This window comes from Infirmifilum sp. NZ, from assembly GCF_022693705.1.
GTDB lineage: Archaea > Thermoproteota > Thermoprotei > Thermofilales > Thermofilaceae > Thermofilum.
This window is the reverse complement of the sequence record NZ_CP094288.1, coordinates 1,233,823-1,258,383: the sequence shown is the minus strand read 5'-3', so window position 1 is coordinate 1,258,383 and position 24,561 is coordinate 1,233,823. Positions and strand designations below refer to the sequence as shown.

Below are 24,561 nucleotides of genomic sequence, written 5' to 3'. Positions count from 1 at the left end.
TTTGTCCTTTGTGGAGCGTGAGCTCTACCGTAAGCTCGTGCACCTGGCTTTGAGCTTCCTGCTTCTTTACCCGTTCTTCTTCCCGCTACCGAGCTTCCTAAATGTTTACATCTATTATTCCCTAGGGTTGCTGGCAGCGGCCCTCCTCAACAGCATCGTCGTGAAAAGGTTCAAGCTCAAGACCGAGCTGGAAGATTTTTCCAGGGAACTCCACAGGTTCATCGACAGCTTTGGTGAAAGAGTTCGAACGCCCTTCACGGTGCTCGAGGAGGCGATAGACGAGTTCCACAGCTTCATCGAGAAGCAACTATCCCTGCTTGAGAGAGATTACGAGAAGAGAGAGGGCTACGTCGGTCTGCTGTACGGTATGATAGGTGCTGTTGTGAGTCTCCTAATAGACCCTTGTCACACCTTCTACGGTGTTGTTGCCTTGGCAGCCGTTGACGCGGTGGCCTCGATCTCAAGCCTCCTTCTCTGGAGAAAAGGTAAAACTCTTGGAGGAGAGGTCATAGCCCTTCTCGTGTATCTTTCACTCCTGCTTTTATGCGGAGGCAGCGTTATGCAAGCAGTTGTGACTTCAGTCATTGTAACAGTAACCGAGTTCATCTCGCCGGAAGATAACTTAACTGTCCCTGTTGTAGCAACCGTCATCACTGCAGCGCTGAGCCTACCCTCAAGATGCCCCGTCTGACGGCTGGCCGCGCCTGGCTAAGCCACTCCCTCACCTTTCTGAGACCCTCTTCGAGGTGTTACGGGTTCCCCTGGGAGTGGTCGCCCCAGCGTACTTCAGCATGTGACGCCGCAGGCACACTCCCTACTAGCGCTGTGCTCGAGTAGGTTTGCCGAGAAGGAGCGGCTGAGAAGGGGAGGGATCAGAGAGAAGCGGAGCTGCTCCGCCTCAAGCTCTTAGGCTGAAAACAGTAAAGCCTTTCCCCTCTCCAGCTTACCTTACCCACACACCTGCTGCGATTATATAGCAAGCTCGAGTCCCAAACGCTTGTCCAGATACTCTCCCGTAACCTCTTCCTTCACTGGTTGGGAGTGAGGAGGCTGTGGGTCGAGCAGGGCAAGAAATGAGGGAAAACTAAGAAGGTAGCATTCTTAGTTACGGTTTAAGCGTAATCGCCACGTAGGCCAGTATGGAGAGAATGAATATGGCTACTATAAGGCCAGATATCACTCTCTTCAGCTTGTCCTTTCTCCTTGGCACCTCCACCACCTACTGCAAGAGTGGCCAGGATGAGGGCACAGCCGAGTATTATTAAGGTTTCTGGGGCTACCAAACTCTCAAGGCTAATCGAACTTGGTGCACGCGCTAACTCTTCGAGCTCGCGCTTCGAACCTACACCCATAAAGACGATACTTCCCTCCTTGACTACCAGAACTGTTGGAAAAGACGTAGCGTTGACCTGGCTCGCGAGCTGCACGTCGTCCCTGCCGATGTACCATGTGATATTGTTGTCGAGCATGTACCTCTTCAGGATTTCGGGTGTATCAGAGGGCGAGACCGTAAGGGAGATCACGACAGTGTCGTTTCTCTGCGACAGGCTTCTGAGGAGCGGTATCATGTACTTGCACCCCGTGCACTGCGTGTAGAAGAGCTCGACGACGAGCGTTTTCTCCCGGGATAGTGACGCGAGGTCGAGCTGCTGGCCGTTGTACTGCGTAATGGTGCCAAGGGATATGGTTTTTGATACGTTGCGGCTTAGTTGCACCTCGCTCCTGATACTCTCGATGATCTCCGCCAGGCTTGCCCTGTTTTCAGCTTTCACGGGAGAACAGTTTACCAGCAGGGCCTGATCGGTGGTATCGCGCCACTCGATGGTGGTAGTGTTCAAGCGGCAACTGTAGCCCTTAGGTGAGTCGATTAGTGATACAATGTAGCTTCCGGCCGCAAGCTTTACGCGGGTTACAGGCTCTCCCTTCGTCCTAACTTCGATGGCGTTATCTGCGGCGCCAACTCCTACGAGTTTCAGCGTAACGGATAAGTTTGCCTCCGAGATGACTGTCAGGTTGAAGAATTTCTTCTTCAATACTAACGTCAGGTTTCCACCCTGCTCTTTGAGCTCTAAGCGGATAGTCTGAGGAGTATAGAGAGGGGCTTCGGCCTTCACGGTATAGTTCCCCCTCAGCAGCTCCACGGAAAGGGTTCCTGAGGCCGGTGTTAGTAACTCGTAGGACTCTGGGCCTTCAATCGTGACCCTTGCTCCGGGTAACGGTTTCCCGTTGTCGCCTACGACGTTTACAGTCAAAGTATACCTTTTCGGTGGTTCCTTCACCATTCTCGTCTCCAGGAACATTGTCGGCTGGTTAACCGAGAGCGGGAAATTATTCTCCGAGAACCCTTTTCGAAGTATCTCCACAGAGTAGTTACCCGGGGGAACTTTAAGGCTTGCCCACCCTGAGGAGTTTGTGACCGCGCTATAGGTACCCGAGCTACCAACCAAGGTCACGCTTGCGCCGTCGAGAGGGTTCCCGTCCTGATCCAGGACCCTGAGGTGGATCGTGGAGTTGCGAAGCGGGTAGACGACCACAAGGAAGCTGTTCCCGTACTTAGCCGCAAAAATGCTACCCGATGCCTTTCCATCGACAGGGTCCCAGGAGACGCTGGGCCACGCAATGCGGTAGCTGGCGATAAGCGTAGGCGGGTTTTTGTAGTCAGTAGCGTAGACGAAAACACTGCTCACCGTGAAAACAGCTATAGTGTCCCGCGTGAAAACCCCTATACTGCGTTGAGTCGGGACCTTCAACACCTGAGAGCAGCTCAGAGATACATCACAGTAGTTCACAGAGCCGTCCTGGAATACGACCACGAACCTGCTCCCGATAGGGGTTATCTGCACTGCTTGCTGCGCCATCTTCTCTGAAACCACCCTCAGGTCAGGCAGTGTCAGGACGAGGGTTCTGTGCTGGCCGTTTTCAGACTTCACCTGTTGCGCCAGCACGTAGCCCTCGCCCACGGCCTTGATAGTCAAACCCGTCTGAAGCGAAGCCACTTTCACAACCCCGTTAGGCGAAACACTGTAGACTTCGACTTTGTTGTCTGTGAGCTGGCATAGCTCGCAGAGAGTATCGATAGTCTCGGTCACCAGGTAGTTCCCGTAGAAGTCTAAGGAGAAAACCTTGCACAGGACGTCGTTGGAGTTGACGTCTCTTTCGAATACCCTCGACCTTTTGATGAGGTCTACGAGCACAAGCCTTTCTAGCCTAGCGCCCTTGTAGGTGTACATTACGTCTAGTGCTAGAAATCGGCCGTCCCCGCTTAAGGCCGCTCGGAGGACATATGACTCGTCGCTTCTCGAAATGGCGCTCATAGAGGAAAGTACGTTCAGCGTGGAGGGGTCCAAAATGGCTATGAGGCCCGATGAGTCCACGACCACCAGAGAGGAGCCGCTGTAGAACATCCCAACGCTATCCAGCCCTGTAGGCTTGATCACCCCTGAGGTGACCCGCCCCGTGCTGTAGTCGATCAGCGCCACTGTGCCGTTTGAGAACGCGACGTAGACGCTCTCTCCCACCGGCAGAAAGGACTCTATCACCGACCTGAACGTTCTTACCTCGTAATTGTACACGGGGGCTGAGGTTGCGGGACGAAGAGCGAGAAAAAACAGTAGCAGTGTGGGTATAAGCAGGAGCCTTCTCATCGCTACTCAGTCTCCTTCAAAAGTATCCTGACAGGTATTCCGTTGAGTGTCTGAACTAGTATGGAGATCCCGGTCAGCTCTTCACCAGATGACAGGGAGCTCCCAAGCTTGTGAAGCACGTCCCTAATGCGCGCGAGAGCTTCCAGCGACTCCCTCTGCGACTCTATAGTCTCCTCGAGCACGTTTAGCTCGTCAACGGCCCTCGCGTTGACGACAACCTTTAATCCCATGTAGTCGATCTCGTTGAGCGAGGACAGCTTCTCTCCCAGGAGGTCCTCCAGCACTCTCTCGAGGGCTTTCATGCGCTCCGCCCTGACGCGCACCACTTCGTACCTTTGCTCAAGTTGCTGAAGCATGTCCTGTATGCTCGCTATCTGGGCTTCGACGTATTTTAGTAAATCATCAAAGCTGTTGAACTGGTATATGTTGTACGACACATCCACCACTTTCTAGCCCCACTTAGCGTTTAAAAAAACTAACGTATACGTACCCGTGATCACCTACCAAAGCTCCTCCTTTTCTGCCCCCACTGGCCCCCTTAAAGTCGTCGTCATCTCTGGTCGGCCTCGGGGTCGCCCCACGGAGGCGCCGCATCGCCCGTTGCGGGCCTGCCCCTCTAGGGGGGCTTCCGGGAGGAGCACCCGGCGGCCGCGGCGCCCATTGCGGGCAGCGGCGGCCAACCGCGAGCCGGGGCCTAGTGTTGCTGGGCGCCTAGGCGGTAGTGCCTCGCTGGCTTTTCAGCGAGCTCCTTGACCTCGGCTTCGTCGAGGAACAGCTTTAATGCATGAAACGCTGGAACACTTTCCCACAACCCACCTCTCCAAGCCCTCGGGACAAGGGAAAGCATAGGCCGAACATGGGAAGAATCCAGGGAAAACTAAGAAGCAAGATTGTTACCTACCAAACCTGCGTTGCCTCGACTGGTACACCCTTATGGCGCGAAGAAGGTCGATCTTCCTGAATTCCGGCCACAGGACATCTAGGAAAACCAGCTCCGAGTAAGCTATCTGCCAAAGCAGGAAGTTGCTTATCCTCTCCTCCCCACTCGTCCTGACCACTAAGTCTGGGTCAGGGTAAGGCAGGTCACCCGTGTAGAGGTACCTTTGGAAGACCTCCTCGTTTATGTCCTCCACCGACAACCTGCCTGCCTGCACGTCCATGACGAGCCTTCTCACAGCATCGATGATCTCCCTCCTCCCACCGTACGCTACCGCAATGTTTAAGAACCTCTCTGAGAACCTCGCTGTGCATTTTTCCAGCTCCTCAATCTTAGATATGAGACTCGGGGACAGGGAGGCCCTGTCACCGATGAACTTCACGCGGACGCGGCGCTTCTCAACCTCCCCGGAGGCCTTCAGCTCCTCGATTTTCTCCTCCAGCAACCTGAGTATCTCCTCAACCTCCTCCCTGCTCCGCCTCATCAGGTTCTCCGTCGATAGCACGTAGAGCGTTACCGTCTTCACCCCTAAGTCGTAGCACCACTTGAGAACCTCCTCAGCTTTCTCGGCGCCGTGGCGGTGCCCCAGCCAAGGTGGAAGCCCTCTCGATCTAGCCCACCTTCTGTTGCCATCAAGGATGAATGCAACGTGCCTTGGGATGTCGCCGCTTTTCACTTCTTTCTCGAGCAGGTACTCGTACAATCTGTAGACGCCAAGCACCTCTGCGAGCGCTCGCCACATCAAGTGTATCAATAAATTTATGAGCGAAGGCAAGATATTAACCATTTGTGCAGAAGATTCTCGCCAGAAGTGTAAGTGACACTGAAGATGTTGTTGAGGCTGTGGCTAGGGTGATTGACCACACAAATCTAAGGCCCGAGGCTACTCTCCCAGATTTAGAAAGGACGTGCCTGGAGGCAGTTCAGTACGGCTTTTACGCTTGCTGCGTTCCACCTTTTTTCGTCAGTAGGGCTAGACGCGTGGTGGGTGAGAGTGTAAAGGTAGCAACGGTGGTTTCCTTCCCACATGGGAACTCGCCTGCCGAAGTCAAAGAGAGGGAGGCTAGGAGGGCCTTCGAAAGCGGTGCTGACGAGGTTGATGCCGTTATTAACATCTCCATGCTGAGGAGTGGTATGGTGGCAGAGGCCGTGGAAGAGGCTAAACGCCTCCTGGAAGTAGCCAAAGAGTATGGTGGGGTTCTCAAGGTGATCATTGAGACGGGGTTCCTCGACGGCAAAACGATACACGACGTCTCTAGGGAGCTTGCTAGAGCAGGTGTGCACTTTGTTAAGACGTCTACAGGTTTCGGACCACGAGGTGCTACACCCGAGGATATCCTGATTATTAGGAAAGCCGTCTCTGGGACATCGACGCGTATAAAAGCTGCGGGGGGTATTAGGACTGGTTTGCAGGCTTTGTACTTCTACCTCCTGGGGGCAGACCGAATAGGAACAAGCAGCAGCATACAGATAATCGAGGATCTCCGGAGAATTTCGTCAAACAACGTATAGAAGAACAACAAGCGTAAAAATTATTATACCACCCCATCTTCTACACCTCTGACGCAGAATGAAAGGACTGGCGTCAATCTACGGCTACGGGGCGTACATCCCCATTTACAGGATTGAGACGAAGGAAATTGCGAGGGTGCACACCAAGGGTGGGGAGAAGGCCCCAGTGAAGACTAAAAGCCTCCCAGGACCCGACGAGGACTCATTGACCATCGCGTACGAGGCCGCGAAAAACGCTTTGAAGAGGGCAGGCATCGACCCCTCCCTCATCGAGGCACTCTACATCGGATCTGAAAGCCCGCCCTACGCCGTTAAACCGTCGGCTACGGTGATAGCCGAAGCCCTTGGGTTCTCGAGGAAGCTCTACGGCATAGACATGGAGTTCGCCTGCAAGGCGGGAACCACAGCTGTGATCAGCGTAGCAGCCCTGGTTTCAGCTGGAGTGATAAAGTACGGCGTGGGCATTGGCACCGACACAGCCCAAGGTAGACCCGGGGACGAGCTCGAGTACACGGCGGCCGCCGGGGCAGCCGCCTACGTCCTAGGTCCTCTCTCGAGGGATTCAGTAGCGACGATCGAGCATGTTTACAGCTACGTGACCGATACGCCGGACTTCTGGCGTCGGGAGGGTGAGAAGTTTCCAATGCACACCTTCCGGTTCACCGGTGACCCGGCGTACTTCCACCACATAGAGAGCGCTGCAAGAGGCTTAATGGAGGAGACGGGGTTAAAGCCCAGCGACTTCAACTACGTTGTGTTCCACCAGCCCAACGTGAAGTTCCCGCAGAGGATGGCGCAGATGCTGGGGTTCACGGAGGAACAGCTGCGACTGGGCCTGCTCTCAGGGGAGATAGGCAACACTTACGCTGCCGCGTCGCTGATCGGCCTAGCAAACGTTTTGGATCACGCTAAACCAGGCGAGAGGATACTCGTAGTTTCCTTCGGTAGCGGTGCAGGTTCCGACGCCCTTAGTATAGTCGTGGAGGAGGGTATTGAGGCTAGAAGGAAACTGGCGCCCAAAGTTTCCCACTACCTTTCAAGGAAAAAGCTCGTAGATTACGCCTACTACCTGAAGTACAGGAGGTACATCCACGGGGTGACCTAAATGGGCAACAGAGTGTTTATTGTTGGCGTCGGCGCCACAAAAATAGACGAACACTGGGACCTCTCACTCCGCGACTTAATGACCGAAGCCTCTAGGAAGGCTATACAGGACGCCGGCCTCTCAAAACGCGACGTTGAGGCGGTGTTCGTGGGCAACATGTCATCCGGCTACCTTCAAGGGCAGGAGCACCTTGGCTCCCTGCTCGCAACGTGGCTTGGAATACCGGGTGTTGCTGCGCATAAAGTCGAGGCAGCCTGCGCCAGCGGCGGGGCGGCCGTTCATAGCGCCTACTTAGCGGTAAAGTCCGGTGTCTACGACTGTGTGCTGGCGGTTGGAGCGGAGAAGCTCACAGATGCCACGACTAGTGACGCTACGAGCGCGCTGATGATGGCTGAAGACCAGGAGTACGTGGCTTTCGCGGGTTTCTCGTTCGTAGCCCTTAACGCCCTCGTTTACAGAACGTACATGAAGAAGTTCGGCGTTAAGCAGGAGGATATCGCTCTTTTCGCAGTCCACGACCACAAGTACGCAGCGAATAATCCTCTAGCCCAGTTCCCCAAGCCTGTGACCCTCGATGAGGTGCTGAGATCGCCCCCCGTCGCAGACCCGATAAGGCTCTTGGAGAGCGCTCCTCTCGGGGACGGGAGCGCGGCGCTAGTTCTATGCTCCGAGGAAAAGGCCAAAAGGATCGGAAAAGACATACTTATCGAGCTCGCGGGGAGCGGGTTAGCCACAGACATACTTAGTCTTCACGACAGACCCGACCTCACAACACTGGCAGCAACGGTAAAGGCCAAGAGCTCCGCTTTTAAGCAAGCCGGCATTGAATCCAAGGATGTGGACTTGCTCGAGGTCCACGATGCCTTCACAGTGCTAGGCGTGATACACTTGGAGGATCTTGGATTCGCCCGTAAAGGCGAGGGGTGGAAACTCCTCAAGGAAGGTCAACTCGAGAGAGATGGCGACCTCCCCACGAACACTATGGGAGGCTTAAAGGCTAGAGGTCACCCGGTCGGCGCGACTGGGGTTTACCAGGTATACGACCTAGTCACCCAGCTAAGGGGGGAGGCCGGAGCTAACCAGGTCCCCGACGCGGAGATCGGCTTAGCCCAAAACGTCGGGGGTGTTGGGGGGACGGTCGTGGTTAACATCGTGAGAAGGGTGAGGTAGAGTGGCGTACATGAGGAGTGTTCCAAGGGTTTGGCGTGAAAGGGTAACGAAGTACAGGTTGATAGGGGGTGCTTGCAAGGACTGCGGGAAGACCTTCTACCCGTACAGGCGAAGCTGCCCTGTCTGTGGCTCTGATAACGTAGAGCCGAGGAAGTTGCCGGAGACCGGGGTCGTCGAGACATTCAGTATTGTGAGGTCGCCGCCCACGGAGTTCGTGGGCCAAGCGCCCTACGTCGTTGCTTTAGTGAGGCTAGACGATGGAACACTCGTCCCCGCGCAGATAACTGACGTTGAACCGGATGAAGTACACGAGGGGATGAGGGTAGAGGCCGTCCTCAGGAGGTACAGAGAGCAGGGAGAGAAAGGGATAATAGAGTATGGCATTAAGTTCAGACCTGTGATCAGTAACGAGTGAGGAAAAAACTGCTCGCGAGAAATTAGTGGAGATTTTTCTCAGTAACCCTGGTGTTGAGTTCACTCTCCACGATCTTCTCCAAATGCTCTCCCTCAGGAGCTCCGACGCGAAAAGGCTACTGGACGACATAAACCATGCGGCTAAGACTATCAGAAGAGCGACGAATAACAGCGCCTTCATCGCCATGAAACCCCCGGTTTGCCGCGACTGCGGGTATGTTTTCACAAGCCTAGAAAGCGCGCGCAAGCCCAGCAGGTGTCCCCGTTGCAAAGGCGAGCGGATATCAGAGCCAATCTTCATCCTGGTCAAGCGAAAGTAAGCCGTGTATCAGTCATTATTCTCCTCTGCGAGGACCCCCGCAATGGCCGTCAAAATAGACGGCGCGGCTACGTCGGTCGCTAAGGTGACCCCCGGCAGGACGTCTATCACTAAGTCCGAGAAGCGGAGCACGCCGGTCGGGAGCCCTTCACGCGATCCGATCAGTACTAGGACCTTGTCGTTATCCTCGAAAATTCTCCGCACATCTCGCTTGACCTCGCCGACGTACCTGCCTTTGGTAGACGTGGCAATTATGGGAATATTCCGCTCGCGGTAATCCCTTACTAGCTGGTAAAGGTCGAATAGGTTCACCGGCACCCTATGGACTTTCCTACTGTAGCTGCGCGTCTGGATGCTGTAACGAGAATCTATGCCTTCAAGCACACCTCTGATGAAGCTAGCCAGCGGCCGGGCATCGACAGGAGTATATGGTGTGATGACGAGTTCCTTTACCTCGAAGGACTGGACAGCCCTACCTATGCGGACTCCTACCTTGTAGGAGGCTTCGATGTCAGCGAGGTACGGGACCTGACCTATCACTATTTTTCTAAGGTGCACTAGAACGTTCGGTTTCCGATCGTAGCTTTTTCTGAAGACTACAGACCCCGGGGTAACGGAGACATAGGCGGTATCGCCCAGTACTTCAACCCAGAAGATCTTGTCAGGGTTTTCGAGATCGACTGGGTTGCCTCTCACGCTCTGCACGCACGCCCCCGCTTTGACGTTCACATCTATAGAAGTGAAGTTATGATGCCCTCTGCGTTCGGTGCGAACCGCGAAGGACTCTGACTCACCCAGCACCTGTGGAGCAATGCTCCTCACAGCCTCGCATATCTCTTCCAAGTCTGCCTTTACAGCCCGGTAAATCGGGAGAACTCTTTCGGCCTCTACTATTCGCGACGAGAGCTCTTTCGCCAACAGGTCCACATCGAATCCCTGGCAGTACACGAGGACAAGCCCTTGAAAACCTCCGGGCAGAGGCTCAGCCTCGACGCCGAGCTCCTCCTTTATCCGGCTTGCGGCTACTCTCTCGAGGCCTAGGTGGGTCGTTACGACCAGGCAAGGCCTAAGTTCCACGACCACGCACCCTCTGATGACGTGCGGGCTTTTAAACTGTCCTTGTGATTGTTGAGAAAAAGAAGCCGTCTGTCCGGTGGAGGTGGGGGTAAAGCCTGTAGCACCCCTCGCAGGGCTTGATCAGCCTGCTCTCGAGGCTCGGAGGGAGCATGGGCTTCAAGGGCTTGAAGGCTTTCTCCAGTTTTGCCAAAACCCTTTCACCCTCCTCTGGGAAGATCGAGCATGTAGAGAAAAGTATTGGGGCGTGAGGTTTAGATAACCTCAGAGCATTCCTAAGCAAGAGGACCTGAGTCTGACTCATTTTCTCCAGATCGCTCCGGCTCAGATCCCAGAGAGCGAGCCGCAGACCCGGGTCCCGCGGGATTGCACCGCTGTTAGTACACGGGGCGTCTACAACGACGCCGTCGAAACGCTTCATCGACTGGAAAAACCTCCCGTCAGAGCACACGAGGTCGTACACGCAACGAGACGAGTCCATGAAGCTCCTGCATAATGGCAATCTCTTCTGAGATACATCTACGGCTATGATCTCAGCCTCTGTCGCCTTGTTGCAGACAATAGAGGACTTAAGGCAGGGAGCTGCAGCTAAGTCGGCAATGAGGCCGCGAGGGTTGAGCGATAGAAACGCTTCCACGGCGATTACACTAGCCTTATCCTGGTAGACCGCGCCCTTTGGGAGCTGCGGTAAGGGATCATCCGTATTTAACTCTACCGACAGCAGTGATGGAGTATCCTCGTCTATCTTCACAGAAAAACTGCGCCTCGACAAATACTCCTTGACACAGTCAATCAAGCCGGGTTCAGTCACCCTTACCCACACGTGCCTTCGCTTTAACGACCTCAAGACATCCCTCGAAGCCTTTTCTCCGAACATCGCTAGGGCAGTCTCAGCTACCAACGGGGGTATACTTTCTTCGTAGGCTAAGCGTTGAGCGGCGGGTAACTCCTTGATTTCAAGCATAGCCTTCTCGATGGCGCGCTCAGACAGTAATGGCATAAGACTGTCGCTGAGCAAACCACCCCTTACAGCTTTTAGCTTGAGGCGAGTCTCCCAATTCTCCCGTACGAGGTAGAAAGCTACTAGGAAGGCCATTCTCCTGCGCAGAGGCAGAGACTCTTTACCGTGCTTCCTCAGAGTATATATTGCAGGCCCAATGCTTTCAAGCGTGCCTTTGGAAAGTAAGTAGACCGCTTTTCGCTCACCTGGCTTCAAGCTGAACTCCCCAAGAGCCTCTTGGAAAGCCGAGTCCAGCGACAGCGAGTGTCTCGATATAAGCTCTAGGACTCTAACGCTAGCCCTAAACACTACTGGCGTAAGGTTTTCGAGTACAATCTCCATGTGAGGCAATGGTACGTCTTAGCTTTTCTTCGTTTCGTCCCTGTGTTCGCCTCGGTCTTTTCCTTCTTATCCTAAGGCTTGAGTGAAAGTTAGAGGGGGGAGGCTGTTCGATCCCGGATAGGGTTCCCGACGCGACCCCAGGGGGCTTGCAGGGTGAGTGCACCGTGCTTGATCAGGAGCAAGACAACGAGGGCACTTAGCGTGGTGGTCGCCTTTACTGGGCGAAACGCGAAGAGCTTTCAAGGGAGCTTTTTGGACAGAGGGGCAGATGTGTCAGGCGAGGACGTTGCGCGAGACGCAGTCATTAGAAGAATCTTTGAATTATGAAGGCGATATTGTAGCTTACATACGTTGCTGTGAACACAGCTATGAACGCTCTCTCCGTCGGCAAACGCTTGTACACCTTTAGTGTAGCTGTAAGCAACCCGATGACGAGGATCTGAGCTAGGCGGAAAAGTACGTTGACGTACAGGATGTCTAGTGGCAGCAGGGCTGGGATGCTCAAGGGGAGCGTGGCGGCGAGAACCGTGGCGATGTACTCGATGCTAATTCTCTTCTCGCCTCCCATAAGCCTAGATGGAGCTTCAAGTGCTGTCAAGAGAACTAGGAGGCCTGCTAGCGCGGGGAGCAACCTGTAGACGCCCGTGAGAGGCAGGAAGAGCTGGTCGAGCCCAAAACACACGTATACACCGTAAATTGAGGATACCCCCGTCAGTACCGAGTAAGCCGCAAGCATGAGAAGCGACAGCTGGGCATCAGAGTACAGAAACGATACCAGGCTCTCCGGGACCAGCACTGGGAGGATGTACTTTTCTACCCATGCAGCGACGCCCTTTTTTTCCGAGATCAAAGTCCTTATGCGGGACTCGTTCTCCAGCATAAAACGATAGAGCCTAAAGCCCTTCTCCGTCAACACGTACTTACGCTTCTCGTTTTTAGTTATAAACCCCTCAAGCTTGTCAAGGTTATAGTAGAGGTTGCCGGTACTGGTTCCGACAGCTGACTTCAGCTCACTGAAAGAGGCCTCGCCTCTCTCACCCAGCGTCCTCAGTATAGCCCTCATGTAGGGGTTACCCATTATCGCGTAAACCTGCTCGAGGTCTGAATCGCGCTGAGGCTCCTGCATAGTGCGTGTCTAGCAACATGTTTTGTGGTAAATATAGCTTTAGGGCAACGCTTCGAGCCATGTCTCAGACCGGTAAGCGCGCACTATATTAGGCTCCTGAACTTACTCTTTCTTGCAGAATGCTGAGAATAATACCCGTGGCAGGACTAGCCGTCTTGAGCGAGGCCGATTTCGAAGAGCTTGACAGGAGGCTTTCGCTGATGGAGGGTACGGGAGCGTGGATACAAATCGTGACCACGTGGAACACACTTGTAGCTGAGAGCGTGGGCGAGGTGGTCGACGCATTTTACGACCGCAATCTCTATCTCGCGTCCCTAAGGTTCGGTTACGTCGCAGGTATCGATGTTGAAGACTTCGAGAAAATCTGCATGATAGCGGACGAGTCGGCGGGTAGGACTATAATTATCTTGAGACCCGGCGAGATCTCAAGTGAGGAGCTTGAGCAGATGTACGACGTAGCCGCGACATACAAGGTTAAGGTTCTCCTGGAGCCAGGGAATCCCTCTGAGCTCAGGAGAGTGAGCAGAGCTATCGGCTCCTTCGCCGGGGGAGTTATTGGCCTTTCAATGACCGAGGAAGACTACCCGTCGACAAATTCTTTCGCGGAGGCTCTGAGGAGCAACCTGCAGATAACTAGGAATCTTAACATCTCGAATTACGAGGAGGGCCGACCAGCGTCCATCCTCATCCCTTCGCAGTACAACAACCCAAAGCTGCTTCGATTTCTCGTCAAGCAGAGATTTGAGGGCTTCCTGACCCTCTTCTACGGGAGGGGGAGCGTCGACGACGCCTGGCTCATCCGGCAAATCCTAAGCCTAAAGGAGCAGCTCGCATTGCTCGAGGAGAGGGAGGATTAAAGAACCACTTCCAATACGAGCGCGCCGTGGTACCCACAGTTTTCGCACACGTAAAGCGGCGGAGTGAGGCCGACTACCCCGATTTCAACTATCCTAGTGCTCCCGCACACCGGGCATACTTTCACCGTGGGCTCTCTGCCTCTCTCCGCTTTGATTGCGAGAGGACTACCCTCGACAGCTATCCTCTCTTCAGGAACACCATTAGCAACCAAGAACTCTATGGCTTCGTCTTTGCTCGAGTACGGAAGACTGGAGAAGCACACTTCCCCTGCGCTCTCAACGCGAAGATTTAACTTCTCCTCGACCCATCGCCATGCCGAGCAGTCAAACTCGACGCACAGTACCTCCCCGCACCTAACTACGTTGTAGAACGTTTCAGAGTGGTGCATTGAGTCACTCCTCGCGGGCACACAAATTTATGCTTTTCACTATAACCTGAGGAGGGGTCGTATGGACGAGTGGGGGCTCAGAGCCTTGTTTTTAGCCGTAGCCGCACTAACGCTAGTCTCCCTCATCGTGCTCGGGTACTTTCAAGAGATCAGCCCCTCTGAGTCAAAACAGCTCTACGAGTCAACAGAACGGTACTTCGAGAGCTTACTGGTCCCAGGAGATTTCGAAGCTACGGCGACGAACGTGCTGGTAGATTTCGCGCCACTGGTTCTGTCGTGTAACATCCCCGTCATTGGGCCGATTGTGGCAGGAGCCACAGCCTACTATGCCGGCTACACCCTTAAAGCTCAGCATGTGGCCACCGGTCAAGGTGATTTCACCGTTATCGCAACCGATGTCGTCAACCTTCTCCAGATCATGGCTATTACTGTCGCCTGCGCAGAGGGATTATTCCTTACATACAAGGTCGTAAGGCGGGAAAAAGCAGAGGTCCTCGGTACACTAGCGGTTATCACAGTCGAGCTGGGGTTGATCGTCCTCTCAGTCGTAATCGAGGCCCTGCAAGCACTCGCTTAGCGGACCCTCCTGCCATTCTCGATTAGCGCTTTCGGCATCCGCTTCCTTGAGATTTTCTAGGTTTGGTGAACTTCACAGAGGAGCGGCCCAACCCGAGGAACCCCCGCTGGCTTAGCGGGAAAAATATCGTAATTAGACCTCGTTATTGCTCAATTTTAAAATATTAACGCAGTGTGATAGATAACGGGTGAACGCATGCTGGAAGGCTTTGGCATAAAAACGCTCGACGACGTGGATGTAAAAGGTAAAGTTGTAGGCGTAAGGGTTGACTTCAACTCACCTGTAGACGCTAAAACTGGAAAACTTCTGGACTACACCAGGATTATCGCCCACGCTGAAACGACGCTCCGGGAGCTCGCGAGCAAGGGAGCGCGAGTGGTTGTCCTTTCCCATCAGGGTCGCAAAGGTGACCCGGATTTCACGAGCCTGCGCGAGCACGCCGAGGTACTTAACAGGTATCTGGAGGGGAGAGTGAAGTTCGTAGACGATATATTCGGCGAGAGAGCAGTCCAAGCGATAAAGAGCCTTCGAGAGGGCGAGGTTTTGGTCCTGGAGAACGTTAGGTACTGGGATGGTGAGACTAAGACTGCTAGCCCCGAGGAGCACGCCAAATCGGAGCTTGTGTCTAGGCTCGGCCCTCTCATCGACGTCTACGTTGTAGACGCATTCTCTGCCGCTCACCGCCCTCACGCTTCACTCGTCGGCTTCGCCCCGGTCGTGAGGCACTTCGTCGCTGGCAGGGTCATGGAGAAAGAGCTTAGGGCGCTTTACAGGGTCCGCAACAACCCTGAGAGGCCGTGCATCTACGTGATCGGTGGTGCTAAGGCCGAGGACACTGCCGACATAATCAGGAGCGTGCTAGGCGGCAACATCGCAGACAGGGTACTTACAGGGGGGCTTGCGGCGAACCTGCTTTTGCACAGCGCCGGCTTCAACATAGGAGAGAAGAACTTGAAGGTTCTGGAGGAAAAGGGGTTCCTGAGCCTGGAGAAAGAGCTCAAAGACCTTCTATCGGCGTACAAGGACAGGATCGTCCTGCCTGTCGACTTAGCCGTAGAAAAAGACGGCAGAAGGGTCGAAGTCGAGGTTTCGAAACTACCCACTGATGGCTTGATTAAGGACATCGGGTCCCAGACTGCTAAACTCTACTCAGAGCTCATCAAGGGCTCGAAGACTGTCGTGATGAACGGACCCATGGGTGTTTTCGAGGACGAGAGGTTCGCCCAGGGAACTAGGGCGGTGTTTGAGGCTATGGCATCCTCCGGCGCTTTCACGCTAATCGGCGGAGGCCACACGCTAGCAGCTGCCTCGAAGCTCGGCTACATTGACAAGGTGTCCCACGCCAGCACCGGGGGAGGAGCTCTAATAGAGTACCTCATAAAGGGCACCCTTCCCGTTGTCGAAGTGCTGAAGAGATACTCGAGGTAGCGGAAACATATAATATGCTCTTTTTCCACTAAAGCCACGGTATGAAAACAGTCTGGTCTATTTCTCTCACCGAGGAAGTCCCTCAGGGGAGCATAGCCGTAGTGGGGCTACCCGACGTGGGGCTTGTGGGACCAATAGCGACGTCACACCTTGTGAGGCAATGGGATCTCAGGAGCATCGGCTACATCGACTCGCCCAGCATGCCTCCTGTGATACTCTTCCATGAGGCTTCCCCCCTACTGCCGCTTCGGATTTACGGTGGGTACAAGGGCAACGACTTCATACTGGTGGTGCACTCGGATGTCGCTATTCCTCCGCAGTCAATACATGGGCTCGCTGCATTCTTAACATCTAAGCTACTTGAGAGGGGGGTTAGAAGGCTCTTCCTGCTCGGCGGTATAGCGGTGCAGGACAGGCTGAACATCGAGGTTCCACGCACCTACGCGGCTTCCATAGAGCCTGAGATGCTGGACTACGCTAAGAGGATGGGCATCGAGCCTTTAAGGGAGGGCTTCATCGGGGGCGTCTACGCGCAGATTCTGAAAGAGGGTTACAAGAAAAAACTGGGAGCTCTAGCTCTGCTCTCCGAGTGCTTTCTGAACTACCCAGATCCGGGTGCTTCTGCCTCCACCCTGCAAGCGCTTTCCAAGCTCATTGGAAAAGACGTCGACGTCAAACAGCTCATCGAGCAAGAGGAGGAGATCAGGCTTAAACTCCGCGAGCTAATGAAGAGAACTATGGAGACTATGAAAGGTGCAGGTAAGGAATACGAGTACACTATACCTGCTCTGTACGTTTAGGTGAACGGCATGGAGTCCTGGGTAAGGAAACAACTCGAGGAGATCATGAAGGAGTTCCAGAGAATCAGAGAAGAAGTCGCCAGGTTCGAGGAAGAACTCTTTCAACCCTTCGCCGCTCAGGAGGAGAAAACGGTCGTCCCCCTCTACGAGGTCAGGCGATCATCCGACAAGATAAAAATCTGCGCTGACCTCGCAGGTGTTAAAGATAAGGAGAGCATAGACGTAAGGGTAGAAGGGAATGTTTTGAGGATCGAGGCCGTCTTCTCTAAACCCTTTGCCTTAGAGGAGTTCGCGTTTCTAAGAAGGGGGATTTCGAGGTACAAGCTCGAGATACCCCTCCCGGACAATGCCGACGTTAACAACATCAAGGCCACCTTCAAGAGAGGCATACTTGAGGTCGAGGTTCCTCTACGGGTAGAGAGGTTTAAGGTTAAAGTCGAGTGAAAAACTACTTAATCGACCTCAGCTTGTTTATCAGCTCATTTAAGTCCTCCACACGGGTCACAGCAAGGGGGATATTTTCCCTCTTCGCTATCTCCAGACCCAGCTCATCGACCTTCTTAACTCCGTGCAGGACCACTAGTGCTGGGCGCAGGCCGCCCATTCCGGCCTGCATAGACTTAACAGCGACCATTGGGCTCCTGCCGTAAGACACTCTGGTGAATATCGCGGCTCTTTGGGTTGTAGCACCGTACAGCTTTACGTAGTCGTACGATGGGACGTCTAGAACAAGCTTAATGCTGTCAACGAGGGTGTAGCCGAGCAACGGGGTCGAGACGAAGGCTGAGCCTACTATCAGGTCTGCCTCTATGGCCTCGCAGAAGCGAGCGATCGATATGGGGATGCTGAACTCGCGCATGTCTATCACCGCTTCCCTCAGGAGGTCGGAGCCTAGCAGTATGCGCCTGAGCCCTGAGAGAATTATGCCCCCTCTTTCAATGTCCTTAAGGATCAGGCTCTTCACGAACCTTGCAACGAACTTGGCTCCAGGAGACTTCCTCCTACCGCTTTCGTAGTCGCTTAGGACAGAGGCGGAGACGCCCATCTGGGCTGCGACTTCAACCTGCGTTAGGCTGAACTTCTCGCGCCACTTCCTCATTTCTCCTCCAGGGTTCTCGGACATAATAATTTCTCCAGCGATTTTCGCAGCGACCTCCCGGAGGGAGGGGTCGCTGAACCAGTCGTTAGCGCTTTTGCTTCGACTCATCGTGGATGGAGTTTGTACATCTGTTATAAATGCTTTAGCGATTTGTCGAATGCTCGACGGGCAGTTTTATTAGGTGTTCGAGTAATGTAATATCGGCTGTGAAGAAGCTCGGAAGGCCCGAATGATGGGGAGCTCGTGCAGGGCGGAGCCACTATGGAAAGCAAATAATTATTGGATGTGCTTAAACCTTCTTTATATCCCTATTCTGCAAAAATAATACTTGGGGACTAGACCATGACTTACCGCGTTGGAATAAACGGTTTTGGAAGGATAGGTAGAAACTTTCTGAAAGCAGCCCTGCAGAACGAGAAGTTCTTGAAGACCTTCGACGTAGTAGCCGTGAACGATCTAGCCGATGCAAAGACCCTCGCCCACCTCTTCAAGTACGACAGCGTGTTCGGCAGGTACAAGGGAAGGGTGGAGGTTCAGGGAAATAAGCTTGTCATCGAGAACTACGAGATAGAGGTTCTCAGCGTAAAAGACCCGTCTCAGCTACCCTGGTCTAAGATGGAGGTCGATGTCGCACTCGAATCTACCGGCCTATTTACAGACAGGGAGAACGCTTCCAAGCACCTGACAGCCGGAGCTAAGAAGGTCGTGATCTCTGCGCCTGCCAAGAACCCTGACATCACTATTGTTATGGGAGTGAACCACAAACTGTACGACCCGGGAAAGCACCACATAATATCCAACGCCTCGTGCACGACGAACGCCTTCGCGCCCGTGGTTAAGGTTCTGCACGAGAACTTCGGAGTAGTTGAGGGGATGATGACGACTGTCCACGCCTACACAAACGACCAGAGAATACTTGACCTCGTGCACAAGGATCTCAGGAGGGCAAGAGCCGCCGCGCAGAACATAATTCCCACGTCCACAGGAGCGGCCCAGGCTATCATGGAGGTGTACCCCGAGCTCAAAGGGAAGCTCAGCGCCATCGCGATACGCGTTCCAGTGCCCGACGGATCGCTGGTCGACTTCACAGCCCTGCTGAAGAGGCCAGTCACGAAGGAGGAGATGGACAGCGCGTTCAAAAGAGCGGCGGAGGGGGAGCTTAAAGGTATACTGCAGTACGTGGACGAGCCGATCGTCAGCAGCGACATCATCGGAAACCCGCACTCGTCCATTTACGATGCTCTAGCAAGCGACGTCCTTGGGAAGAACGGTGACATGGTTAAAGTGTTCGCGTGGTACGACAACGAGTGGGGCTACTCCTGCAGGCTAGTGGACTTAATGGTTTACCTCGCAGAGAGAGGGCTCTAGCAATCAAACATCAAAGCTGTAAATCGATTCTTTTTTACTGAAGATAACTTTACCTCCGCATTTTATCTCGATTATCCGGTGAAACGGGATAAATTTAGCTACTCCCCCAATCACCACCAGTAAGCCGTCCCGCGTGACACCGGTCACGCTCTCGCCAGTAAACTCCTCGATGCCGCCTTGAAAGCCCCTCGACAGGATTTTCACAACTACAGTCTTCCTATCAAGACTTTTATCCCAGAGAACCCTTTGAAAGAAATTCCGCATAGGGTTTTTCATCTCACGACCACCTTTCTCCTGTATCCGATCTCAAGCACTGCTCTAACGTGCGGCGGAATCCTCTTCTTCCCGGCCAGACGCAGGTAGATAAATTTTTCATCCAGCTGTAGCTCCGAGACTTTGACCGACGTCAGCTTCTCCACGAATTCTTTCACCTCAGACTCGTCTACAGCGGTCTGAATACTTGGACAATTAACAGGGCAGAGTGTGCAGAACTTACCGTCAATGTAGTCGAGCCCCGGGCATGGGGCACGGAGCCCGTCGTGGAGCATGGCCGTGTAGTTGTTCGCGCAGCAGGCGCTGAGGAAGGGGACTAAACCCTTCTCCCTAGCGATGGCCAGGGCTTCCTTTTTCACATCATGAAGCTCCAGTGGGAGCTGCTTCCCCTGCCTGAGCTCGGCTTTCACCCTTCTTCTGATCTCGGAGGTGTCGAAGCCTGCCTTCTCAAGGCGATCGAGTATTAAAGGGGTGACCCTAAACCCTCCGATCACAACCCCGACAGCTCCGTGGGCTTTAGACGCCGCAAGCATGTCGTCGACCTCCTCGCTGTTGACGCCAGGGATGAGCGGCCTGAGGAACACCACCGGGTGTAGCCCGTTTTTCCTCATCATCTTAATGGTCTCTAGCCTAGCTTCCGGGGATGGTGCTCCAGGCTCGAGACGCTCACTTTTTGTTAGAGTCACCAGCGTTACCAGGGGGCTTAAGGGAAGCTTAACAGAGGCTAAAGCTCTGACCTGAGTCTCTTTAAGAGCACTCTTGGTAGAGAACTGAGTGGGATTGCCAAGGTACCTGCTAAACGCTTGAAGGTACTCGAGCGTGCGGTGAAAAGCCGAATCGTCCACGAAGGGCTCGCCCAGGCTTCCAATTGCTATTAGGGTACCGAGCCTTCCCGGAAGGAAGGAGGGGTTTGATAGCAGGGCGTACGTCATCTCCTCCCCGCTAAGGGCGTAGATATTGTACACGGAGTTGCTAACCCCCATGTCCGGTAGGTAGCAGTAGGTGCACCGGTAAGCACAGCCAACAACGCTGTGCACTGTTGCGCCGCAGGGTCTGGGCGGCTTTCTAGCGTGGTAATCACCCCTAACCTTCAGGGCAACATCTAGGGGTAGCTTGTTCTCGAGCTCTCGCGTAAGAAGGATTTTCCTGTAGTAGAGGTCACGAGGCGAGAGCTTCAGAGCCAAAGAATGCACCGCCTCCCATTGGGCCCCTTGAGCCGCGGTTACCTGTACCTCGGTCTGAGGCTTAAATACCTTGGAAGCCTCGAGCTGACCAGCGGGTAGCCTTCCGTGTCCCTTTTGAGCCTGCTCAGCAGCTCGCGAAGGTCCATCTCCAGCTGTCCTTCTCCCCTCACCCTGACGCTCAGCCTCCCTGTTTCGGCCTCTCTCTTCCCTATGACCACCACGTATGGTATCCACTTAACCTCGGCGTCCCTTATCCTCTTCGATATGCTCTCGTCCCTGTCGTCTACGTCAACCCTGAAGCCCTCGGCCTCCAGCATGTCCGCAAGCCTGTCAGCCTCTGCAAGGAACTCTTTCGTAAACGGGATTACCCTCACCTGGACTGGCGATAGCCAGACAGGGAGGGAGGGTAGGCCCCCGGCCTTAGCCTTCTTCGCCGCGGTGTCGAGAACGGCGAAAATGTACCTCTCGATAGAGCCGATGAGCGCTGTGTGGATGATGACCGGGTGTTTGCGCTGCCCATTTTCGTCCACGTAGGTGATGTCGAAGCGCTCAGCGTTGCCGACGTCGATCTGGAAAGTTCCTATCTCCCTGGGTCTGCCGAGCTCGTCGATGATGTTGTACTCAACGTTGAGGACCCAGTAGTACTTGCCCTCCGGGACGAAGTGCAGAAGAACGGGCTTCCCCTCCGCCTCAACCAGCCTCTTAACATACTCCTTGTTGGCCTCGAGGAAGGACCTCGTCAAGTTGTATATACTGACGTAGTCGCGGCCCAGCTTCCGGATCTCCTCGTATATCTTCTCGTGCACCTTGAAGGAGAGCTCCATCGCCTCGCGAAGGTCCTTACAGAAGATGTGCAGATCAGGCATGGTGAACTTCCTGAGGCGGAAACAGAGTAGCAGCTCTCCAGGCTGCTCAAGCCTGTAGCTGTCAGCTATCTCGAGCATCCCGAGGGGGAGGTTCCTGTAGCTTATATCCCAGTCCTTTATCATTGCGAACTGCTGGTGGCACGCCGCGTACCTGAGTATTAGTTTCTTGTCGTCGACCTCCAGCTGGTAGAGTCTGTCTCCGTAGAGCTGCGCGTGCTGCAGAACGGGTTTGTGCTCGAGGTTGAAGGTGTTGGTGCCCCTCACCTTGTACACCGGTATCCCTAAGCTCCGGGCTACCCGCCAAGCGTACTCGGCAACCACTTCAACGATTATAGTGGCCTCTGGTCCGTACCGCATGTGGCCGAGGTCGCTCATGGGCTCCCACTCGAAGCCGAACTTCCGGCAGTACTCTAGGTACGACGGTTCACCCCCTTCGCGCCGGCGCTTGAAAACCTCTGCCTCGAGCAGTGCGACAAAGTCCTCCGGCAGTCCGCTGGGCAACTCCTCGACCCCAACCACCCTACCATCGGGGAGCATCACCGCGAAGTCCTCGAACCCCCTCCTGGCTTTTTCACCGGGCCTTATCGTTCTCGAGAGCTCGGAGAGCGGGTGTCCGTAGCACTCGACAGTGAAGCGCTTGTACCAGCCAAATGGGGCTCTCTTGACGCTCGCACCCTGCGCCTTCAACAGCTCCTCGATGGATTTCAGCAACGGTAACGCTTCGCCGGGCTCAGCGAGGTTGTCAGAGAGGTGCGCGTAAGGGTACAGCACGACTTCAGACGCGCCCACGCGAGTGTACACATCCCTTATCTCTTGAGCGGCTTTTTCAGCGATACCTGGATCTGAGGAGTCGCCTTTTTCGACGGTCACAAAGGCCACCAGCGCGTTTTCCGCGCGGCCAGTCCTGTTACCTTCAGATAGCTCCTCAGCGGAGTCAACGGCCTTCTCCCTTGCCTCGTACTCGAAGCTCCGTGCGTGGATGAGGAGGATCTTCAACTACCTCACCCCTTGATTCACGCGTAGCTTGAAATTAAACCTATCACGCAACTCACTCGAGGTCGCTCACCTTAGGGCCTAGCTTTTTGAGCTTGTCCCTGATCTTGCTGTAGACCTGCCTATCTAGCGCCTTAGCCTCCTCCTCGATCGAGAAGTCCTCCTCTTCCTCTTTCTTAGGCTTCAGAGCCTCGAGTTTGAGCTTGCAGGTGCCATCCGGCATTAAAGCGTGCCTCGTGCACCCGGAGAACTGGCATTTCCAGCCGATGCAGCTGTCCCCGATCCATGTGCAGAAGGCCTCAACCCCTCTTCTCGTTCGCCTATAAACGAGGGCGTTTTTGTAGCAAGTAAAGGCTCTGAAGGGGCAGAGTGGGGAACAACTCACATCGCTCTTCTGCATGGAATTCCCCGCATTGCAGGATATCTTTAGGGGTAACACGTTATTGAACTTTACCCTGCTCTAAACTTTAGAAGACGAGCGGCTCGTGACCCCTGGACTCAAGGAAGCTGTTAAGCTCGCTCAGTGTGGGAGAGGACTGCGCCCCCAGCTTCGTGGACTTTATGGCGCCAGCAGCGTTCGCTATGGCGAGGCACTTCTCGTAGGGCAGGCCGAGCTTCCAGGCAATTAGGAAAGCCGCGTTGAACGAGTCACCTGCACCTGTGGTGTCGACGGTGCTGACCCTGAAAGCCGGTACTTGTAGGCCGAGCCTGGGGATCCTCGAGCCGTGCTCCCCCTCCTTCACCACGAGTAGCCCGCAGTACTCCTTCTCCAGTGCCTCGCCGCCTAGGGCGTCGTACTCACGGGCGTTGACGAATAGCACGTCAACCAGCCCAAGTACATCCCTAATGTACTCCAACCCCCTTGAGGCGATCGCCATACCGGGGTCGTAGCTCGTCGAGAGGCCTCTCTTCTTAGCCTCCGCCAGCACCCATCGAGTGTAGTCGGGTTTAGTACTGCTCAAGTGAGCGTGGCTCACCCCCTTAAACAGAGCGTCGACGTCGATGAAGCCCGGCTTGAGATCCGTGTTTGCACCCCTTACAGCCACCATCGCTCTGCGGCCAGCATTGTCCAGGATTACCACAACCTTGCCTGTGGGTTTACTCGACCTGACCACGCAGTGGGTCGCCACGCCCTCCTCGCTCAGGTACCGCACTATGAGGTCCCCGTACTCGTCGCTCCCAACTACTCCTGCGAAGGTGACTCTAGCCTTTAGCCTGGAGAGGGCAACCGCCACGTTTGTTGCGGCACCCCCGAGCTTTGCAAAGAAGTCTTTCGCCTCCTGTGCCTCGTCTGCGGCTGGGATTCTGTCGACGAGGTAGTACTCATCTATGCTAGCGTTCCCTGAAACCAGGAAAGATGGGGCGGACACCATGAGAACTCAGTAGCATCGCAGGGTTATGTTTTTTCTTTTCCAGGCGGCGCCAGTGGGCAGGATCAGAGGAAAAGCAGATAAAGATAATTAAGACGTCTTCAACCTACTAAGCAGGTGCATATTGGTTGAGCGAGGAGGCTAAGAGGCTGGCTGAAGTGAAGGAGTACCTGGAGAGGAGGCTGGAGGAGCTTAGACGCGAGGAGACGTTACTCGAGGAGGCTTTACGGCTCGTGAACCAGGCTCTCTCCTCTACAAGCTTCATGAGGGCCTCAGAGCTCCTCCAGAGGACACCCCAGGCCACGGCCGCGGAAGCTAGACCCGCGGCTACCGCAGGGGCTAAGGCCGGGGGCACGCCACTCGAAGAGGCACTCATCACCTCCGCCACCACAGGCGAGCAGCTGGCTAAGGTTATCGTGTACCCTGAAAGCATCGAGATCGTCTTCACTAAAGAGTTTTCTGCCGGCACCCCACCCTTCGAGTCGTTCTTCGTGAGGAAAGTTCTAGAGGGCTACAAGAGGAAGGACGAGGACCTCGTTGCGAGGGGCGAAAAGTTGCCGGACGAGGTATTCGAGTACGAGATCGTGGAGGATAAGGGTCTGCTCAGGAAGATAATAATAAGGAACTACGGGGACAAGAGGGTGGCAAACGAGATTAAAAGCACTCTACGCTGGACCCTCAACAAGATGCTGGCGCGCTCCGGGCAAGAGTAGA

At 54.6% G+C, this 24,561-nt stretch carries 27 protein-coding genes; 13 read left to right on the top strand and 14 right to left on the bottom strand.

All coding sequences use genetic code 11. The annotated features are described in order from the left end of the window. Window position 1: 1 nt before the first annotated feature. Entirely contained in the window at window positions 2-691 is a 690-nt protein-coding gene (locus tag MOV14_RS06875; protein WP_318536592.1) for a hypothetical protein, read from the top strand. A 421-nt stretch (window positions 692-1,112) separates the two neighbouring features. Here the strand turns inward: MOV14_RS06875 and MOV14_RS06870 are convergent, their stop codons facing one another. From MOV14_RS06870 to uppS, 4 genes are all read right to left on the bottom strand, one after another. Further along, on the bottom strand, window positions 1,113-3,644 hold the full coding sequence (locus tag MOV14_RS06870; protein WP_318536591.1) for a carboxypeptidase regulatory-like domain-containing protein: 2,532 nt from the start codon (window positions 3,642-3,644) through the stop codon (window positions 1,113-1,115). 2 nt (window positions 3,645-3,646) lie between these two features. Further along, complete coding sequence (locus MOV14_RS06865) at window positions 3,647-4,087, bottom strand: hypothetical protein (RefSeq protein ID WP_318536590.1); 441 nt, start codon at window positions 4,085-4,087, stop codon at window positions 3,647-3,649. 251 nt (window positions 4,088-4,338) lie between these two features. Continuing rightward, a complete protein-coding gene (locus MOV14_RS06860; RefSeq protein WP_318536589.1) occupies window positions 4,339-4,491 on the bottom strand; it encodes a hypothetical protein in 153 nt (50 codons plus the stop codon). A gap of 46 nt (window positions 4,492-4,537) precedes the next feature. Next, window positions 4,538-5,326 (bottom strand): polyprenyl diphosphate synthase, encoded by a 789-nt coding sequence (gene uppS / locus MOV14_RS06855; protein WP_442786681.1) that lies wholly within the window; start codon window positions 5,324-5,326, stop codon window positions 4,538-4,540. A gap of 44 nt (window positions 5,327-5,370) precedes the next feature. Here uppS and deoC point away from each other — a divergent pair, with 44 nt between their 5' ends. The 5 genes from deoC to MOV14_RS06830 are packed head-to-tail and all read left to right on the top strand — an operon-like array spanning window position 5,371 to window position 9,102. Next, window positions 5,371-6,093, top strand: a complete 723-nt coding sequence (gene deoC, locus MOV14_RS06850; RefSeq protein ID WP_318536588.1) for a deoxyribose-phosphate aldolase — start codon at window positions 5,371-5,373, stop codon at window positions 6,091-6,093. A gap of 58 nt (window positions 6,094-6,151) precedes the next feature. Beyond that, window positions 6,152-7,198 (top strand): hydroxymethylglutaryl-CoA synthase, encoded by a 1,047-nt coding sequence (locus MOV14_RS06845; protein WP_318536587.1) that lies wholly within the window; start codon window positions 6,152-6,154, stop codon window positions 7,196-7,198. After that, the gene (locus MOV14_RS06840; protein ID WP_318536586.1) at window positions 7,199-8,368 is read left to right on the top strand and encodes a thiolase domain-containing protein; all 1,170 of its coding nucleotides are present in this window, start codon (window positions 7,199-7,201) and stop codon (window positions 8,366-8,368) included. A gap of 10 nt (window positions 8,369-8,378) precedes the next feature. Next, the gene (locus MOV14_RS06835) at window positions 8,379-8,783 is read left to right on the top strand and encodes a Zn-ribbon domain-containing OB-fold protein (RefSeq protein ID WP_318538144.1); all 405 of its coding nucleotides are present in this window, start codon (window positions 8,379-8,381) and stop codon (window positions 8,781-8,783) included. Window positions 8,784-8,808: 25 nt separating this feature from the next. Then, window positions 8,809-9,102 carry a hypothetical protein gene (locus MOV14_RS06830; RefSeq protein ID WP_318536585.1) on the top strand — a complete coding sequence of 98 codons (294 nt, stop codon included), beginning with the start codon at window positions 8,809-8,811 and terminating at the stop codon, window positions 9,100-9,102. Window positions 9,103-9,110: 8 nt separating this feature from the next. On the opposite strand, the gene MOV14_RS06825 is transcribed toward MOV14_RS06830, so the two are convergent. The 3 genes from MOV14_RS06825 to MOV14_RS06815 all read right to left on the bottom strand — a co-directional run bounded on the left by MOV14_RS06825 (window position 9,111) and on the right by MOV14_RS06815 (window position 12,643). After that, window positions 9,111-10,184: an SPOUT family RNA methylase gene (locus MOV14_RS06825; RefSeq protein ID WP_318536584.1), complete on the bottom strand. Its 1,074-nt coding sequence runs from the start codon at window positions 10,182-10,184 to the stop codon at window positions 9,111-9,113. Between the two features lie 25 nt (window positions 10,185-10,209). Further along, the gene (locus MOV14_RS06820) at window positions 10,210-11,517 is read right to left on the bottom strand and encodes a hypothetical protein (protein ID WP_318536583.1); all 1,308 of its coding nucleotides are present in this window, start codon (window positions 11,515-11,517) and stop codon (window positions 10,210-10,212) included. A 304-nt stretch (window positions 11,518-11,821) separates the two neighbouring features. Further along, on the bottom strand, window positions 11,822-12,643 hold the full coding sequence (locus MOV14_RS06815; protein ID WP_318536582.1) for a winged helix-turn-helix domain-containing protein: 822 nt from the start codon (window positions 12,641-12,643) through the stop codon (window positions 11,822-11,824). Between the two features lie 119 nt (window positions 12,644-12,762). On the opposite strand from MOV14_RS06815, the gene MOV14_RS06810 reads away from it, so the two are divergent. Further along, complete coding sequence (locus tag MOV14_RS06810; RefSeq protein ID WP_318536581.1) at window positions 12,763-13,500, top strand: hypothetical protein; 738 nt, start codon at window positions 12,763-12,765, stop codon at window positions 13,498-13,500. Here MOV14_RS06810 and MOV14_RS06805 read toward each other — a convergent pair. Continuing rightward, complete coding sequence (locus MOV14_RS06805; protein ID WP_318536580.1) at window positions 13,497-13,889, bottom strand: hypothetical protein; 393 nt, start codon at window positions 13,887-13,889, stop codon at window positions 13,497-13,499. The genes MOV14_RS06810 and MOV14_RS06805 overlap by 4 nt on opposite strands. A 61-nt stretch (window positions 13,890-13,950) precedes the next feature. On the opposite strand from MOV14_RS06805, the gene MOV14_RS06800 reads away from it, so the two are divergent. From MOV14_RS06800 to MOV14_RS06785, 4 genes are all read left to right on the top strand, one after another. Further along, the gene (locus MOV14_RS06800; RefSeq protein WP_318536579.1) at window positions 13,951-14,466 is read left to right on the top strand and encodes a hypothetical protein; all 516 of its coding nucleotides are present in this window, start codon (window positions 13,951-13,953) and stop codon (window positions 14,464-14,466) included. 195 nt (window positions 14,467-14,661) lie between these two features. Further along, window positions 14,662-15,894, top strand: coding sequence for a phosphoglycerate kinase (locus MOV14_RS06795; protein WP_318536578.1), 1,233 nt, complete (start codon window positions 14,662-14,664; stop codon window positions 15,892-15,894). Window positions 15,895-15,935: 41 nt separating this feature from the next. Continuing rightward, complete coding sequence (locus MOV14_RS06790) at window positions 15,936-16,694, top strand: proteasome assembly chaperone family protein (protein ID WP_318536577.1); 759 nt, start codon at window positions 15,936-15,938, stop codon at window positions 16,692-16,694. Window positions 16,695-16,703: 9 nt separating this feature from the next. Beyond that, on the top strand, window positions 16,704-17,138 hold the full coding sequence (locus MOV14_RS06785) for an Hsp20/alpha crystallin family protein (RefSeq protein ID WP_318536576.1): 435 nt from the start codon (window positions 16,704-16,706) through the stop codon (window positions 17,136-17,138). 4 nt (window positions 17,139-17,142) lie between these two features. Here MOV14_RS06785 and MOV14_RS06780 read toward each other — a convergent pair whose 3' ends face one another. Beyond that, a complete protein-coding gene (locus MOV14_RS06780) occupies window positions 17,143-17,901 on the bottom strand; it encodes a helix-turn-helix domain-containing protein (RefSeq protein ID WP_318536575.1) in 759 nt (252 codons plus the stop codon). A gap of 234 nt (window positions 17,902-18,135) precedes the next feature. Between MOV14_RS06780 and gap the strand changes: the two genes are divergently transcribed. Continuing rightward, window positions 18,136-19,161 carry a type I glyceraldehyde-3-phosphate dehydrogenase gene (gene gap, locus MOV14_RS06775; protein ID WP_318536574.1) on the top strand — a complete coding sequence of 342 codons (1,026 nt, stop codon included), beginning with the start codon at window positions 18,136-18,138 and terminating at the stop codon, window positions 19,159-19,161. A gap of 3 nt (window positions 19,162-19,164) precedes the next feature. Here the strand turns inward: gap and MOV14_RS06770 are convergent, their stop codons facing one another. The 5 genes from MOV14_RS06770 to MOV14_RS06750 all read right to left on the bottom strand — a co-directional run bounded on the left by MOV14_RS06770 (window position 19,165) and on the right by MOV14_RS06750 (window position 23,847). Next, window positions 19,165-19,437 (bottom strand): DUF504 domain-containing protein, encoded by a 273-nt coding sequence (locus MOV14_RS06770; RefSeq protein WP_318536573.1) that lies wholly within the window; start codon window positions 19,435-19,437, stop codon window positions 19,165-19,167. Further along, a complete protein-coding gene (locus tag MOV14_RS06765) occupies window positions 19,434-20,618 on the bottom strand; it encodes a radical SAM protein (RefSeq protein WP_318536572.1) in 1,185 nt (394 codons plus the stop codon). Before MOV14_RS06765 ends, MOV14_RS06770 begins: the two co-directional genes overlap by 4 nt. A 38-nt stretch (window positions 20,619-20,656) precedes the next feature. Beyond that, window positions 20,657-22,480, bottom strand: a complete 1,824-nt coding sequence (locus MOV14_RS06760; protein WP_318536571.1) for a threonine--tRNA ligase — start codon at window positions 22,478-22,480, stop codon at window positions 20,657-20,659. A 52-nt stretch (window positions 22,481-22,532) separates the two neighbouring features. Further along, window positions 22,533-22,700 carry a hypothetical protein gene (locus tag MOV14_RS06755; protein ID WP_318536570.1) on the bottom strand — a complete coding sequence of 56 codons (168 nt, stop codon included), beginning with the start codon at window positions 22,698-22,700 and terminating at the stop codon, window positions 22,533-22,535. 244 nt (window positions 22,701-22,944) lie between these two features. After that, window positions 22,945-23,847 (bottom strand): carbohydrate kinase family protein, encoded by a 903-nt coding sequence (locus MOV14_RS06750; RefSeq protein ID WP_318536569.1) that lies wholly within the window; start codon window positions 23,845-23,847, stop codon window positions 22,945-22,947. Between the two features lie 128 nt (window positions 23,848-23,975). On the opposite strand from MOV14_RS06750, the gene MOV14_RS06745 reads away from it, so the two are divergent. Beyond that, on the top strand, window positions 23,976-24,560 hold the full coding sequence (locus tag MOV14_RS06745) for a hypothetical protein (protein WP_318536568.1): 585 nt from the start codon (window positions 23,976-23,978) through the stop codon (window positions 24,558-24,560). Window position 24,561: the final 1 nt, after the last annotated feature.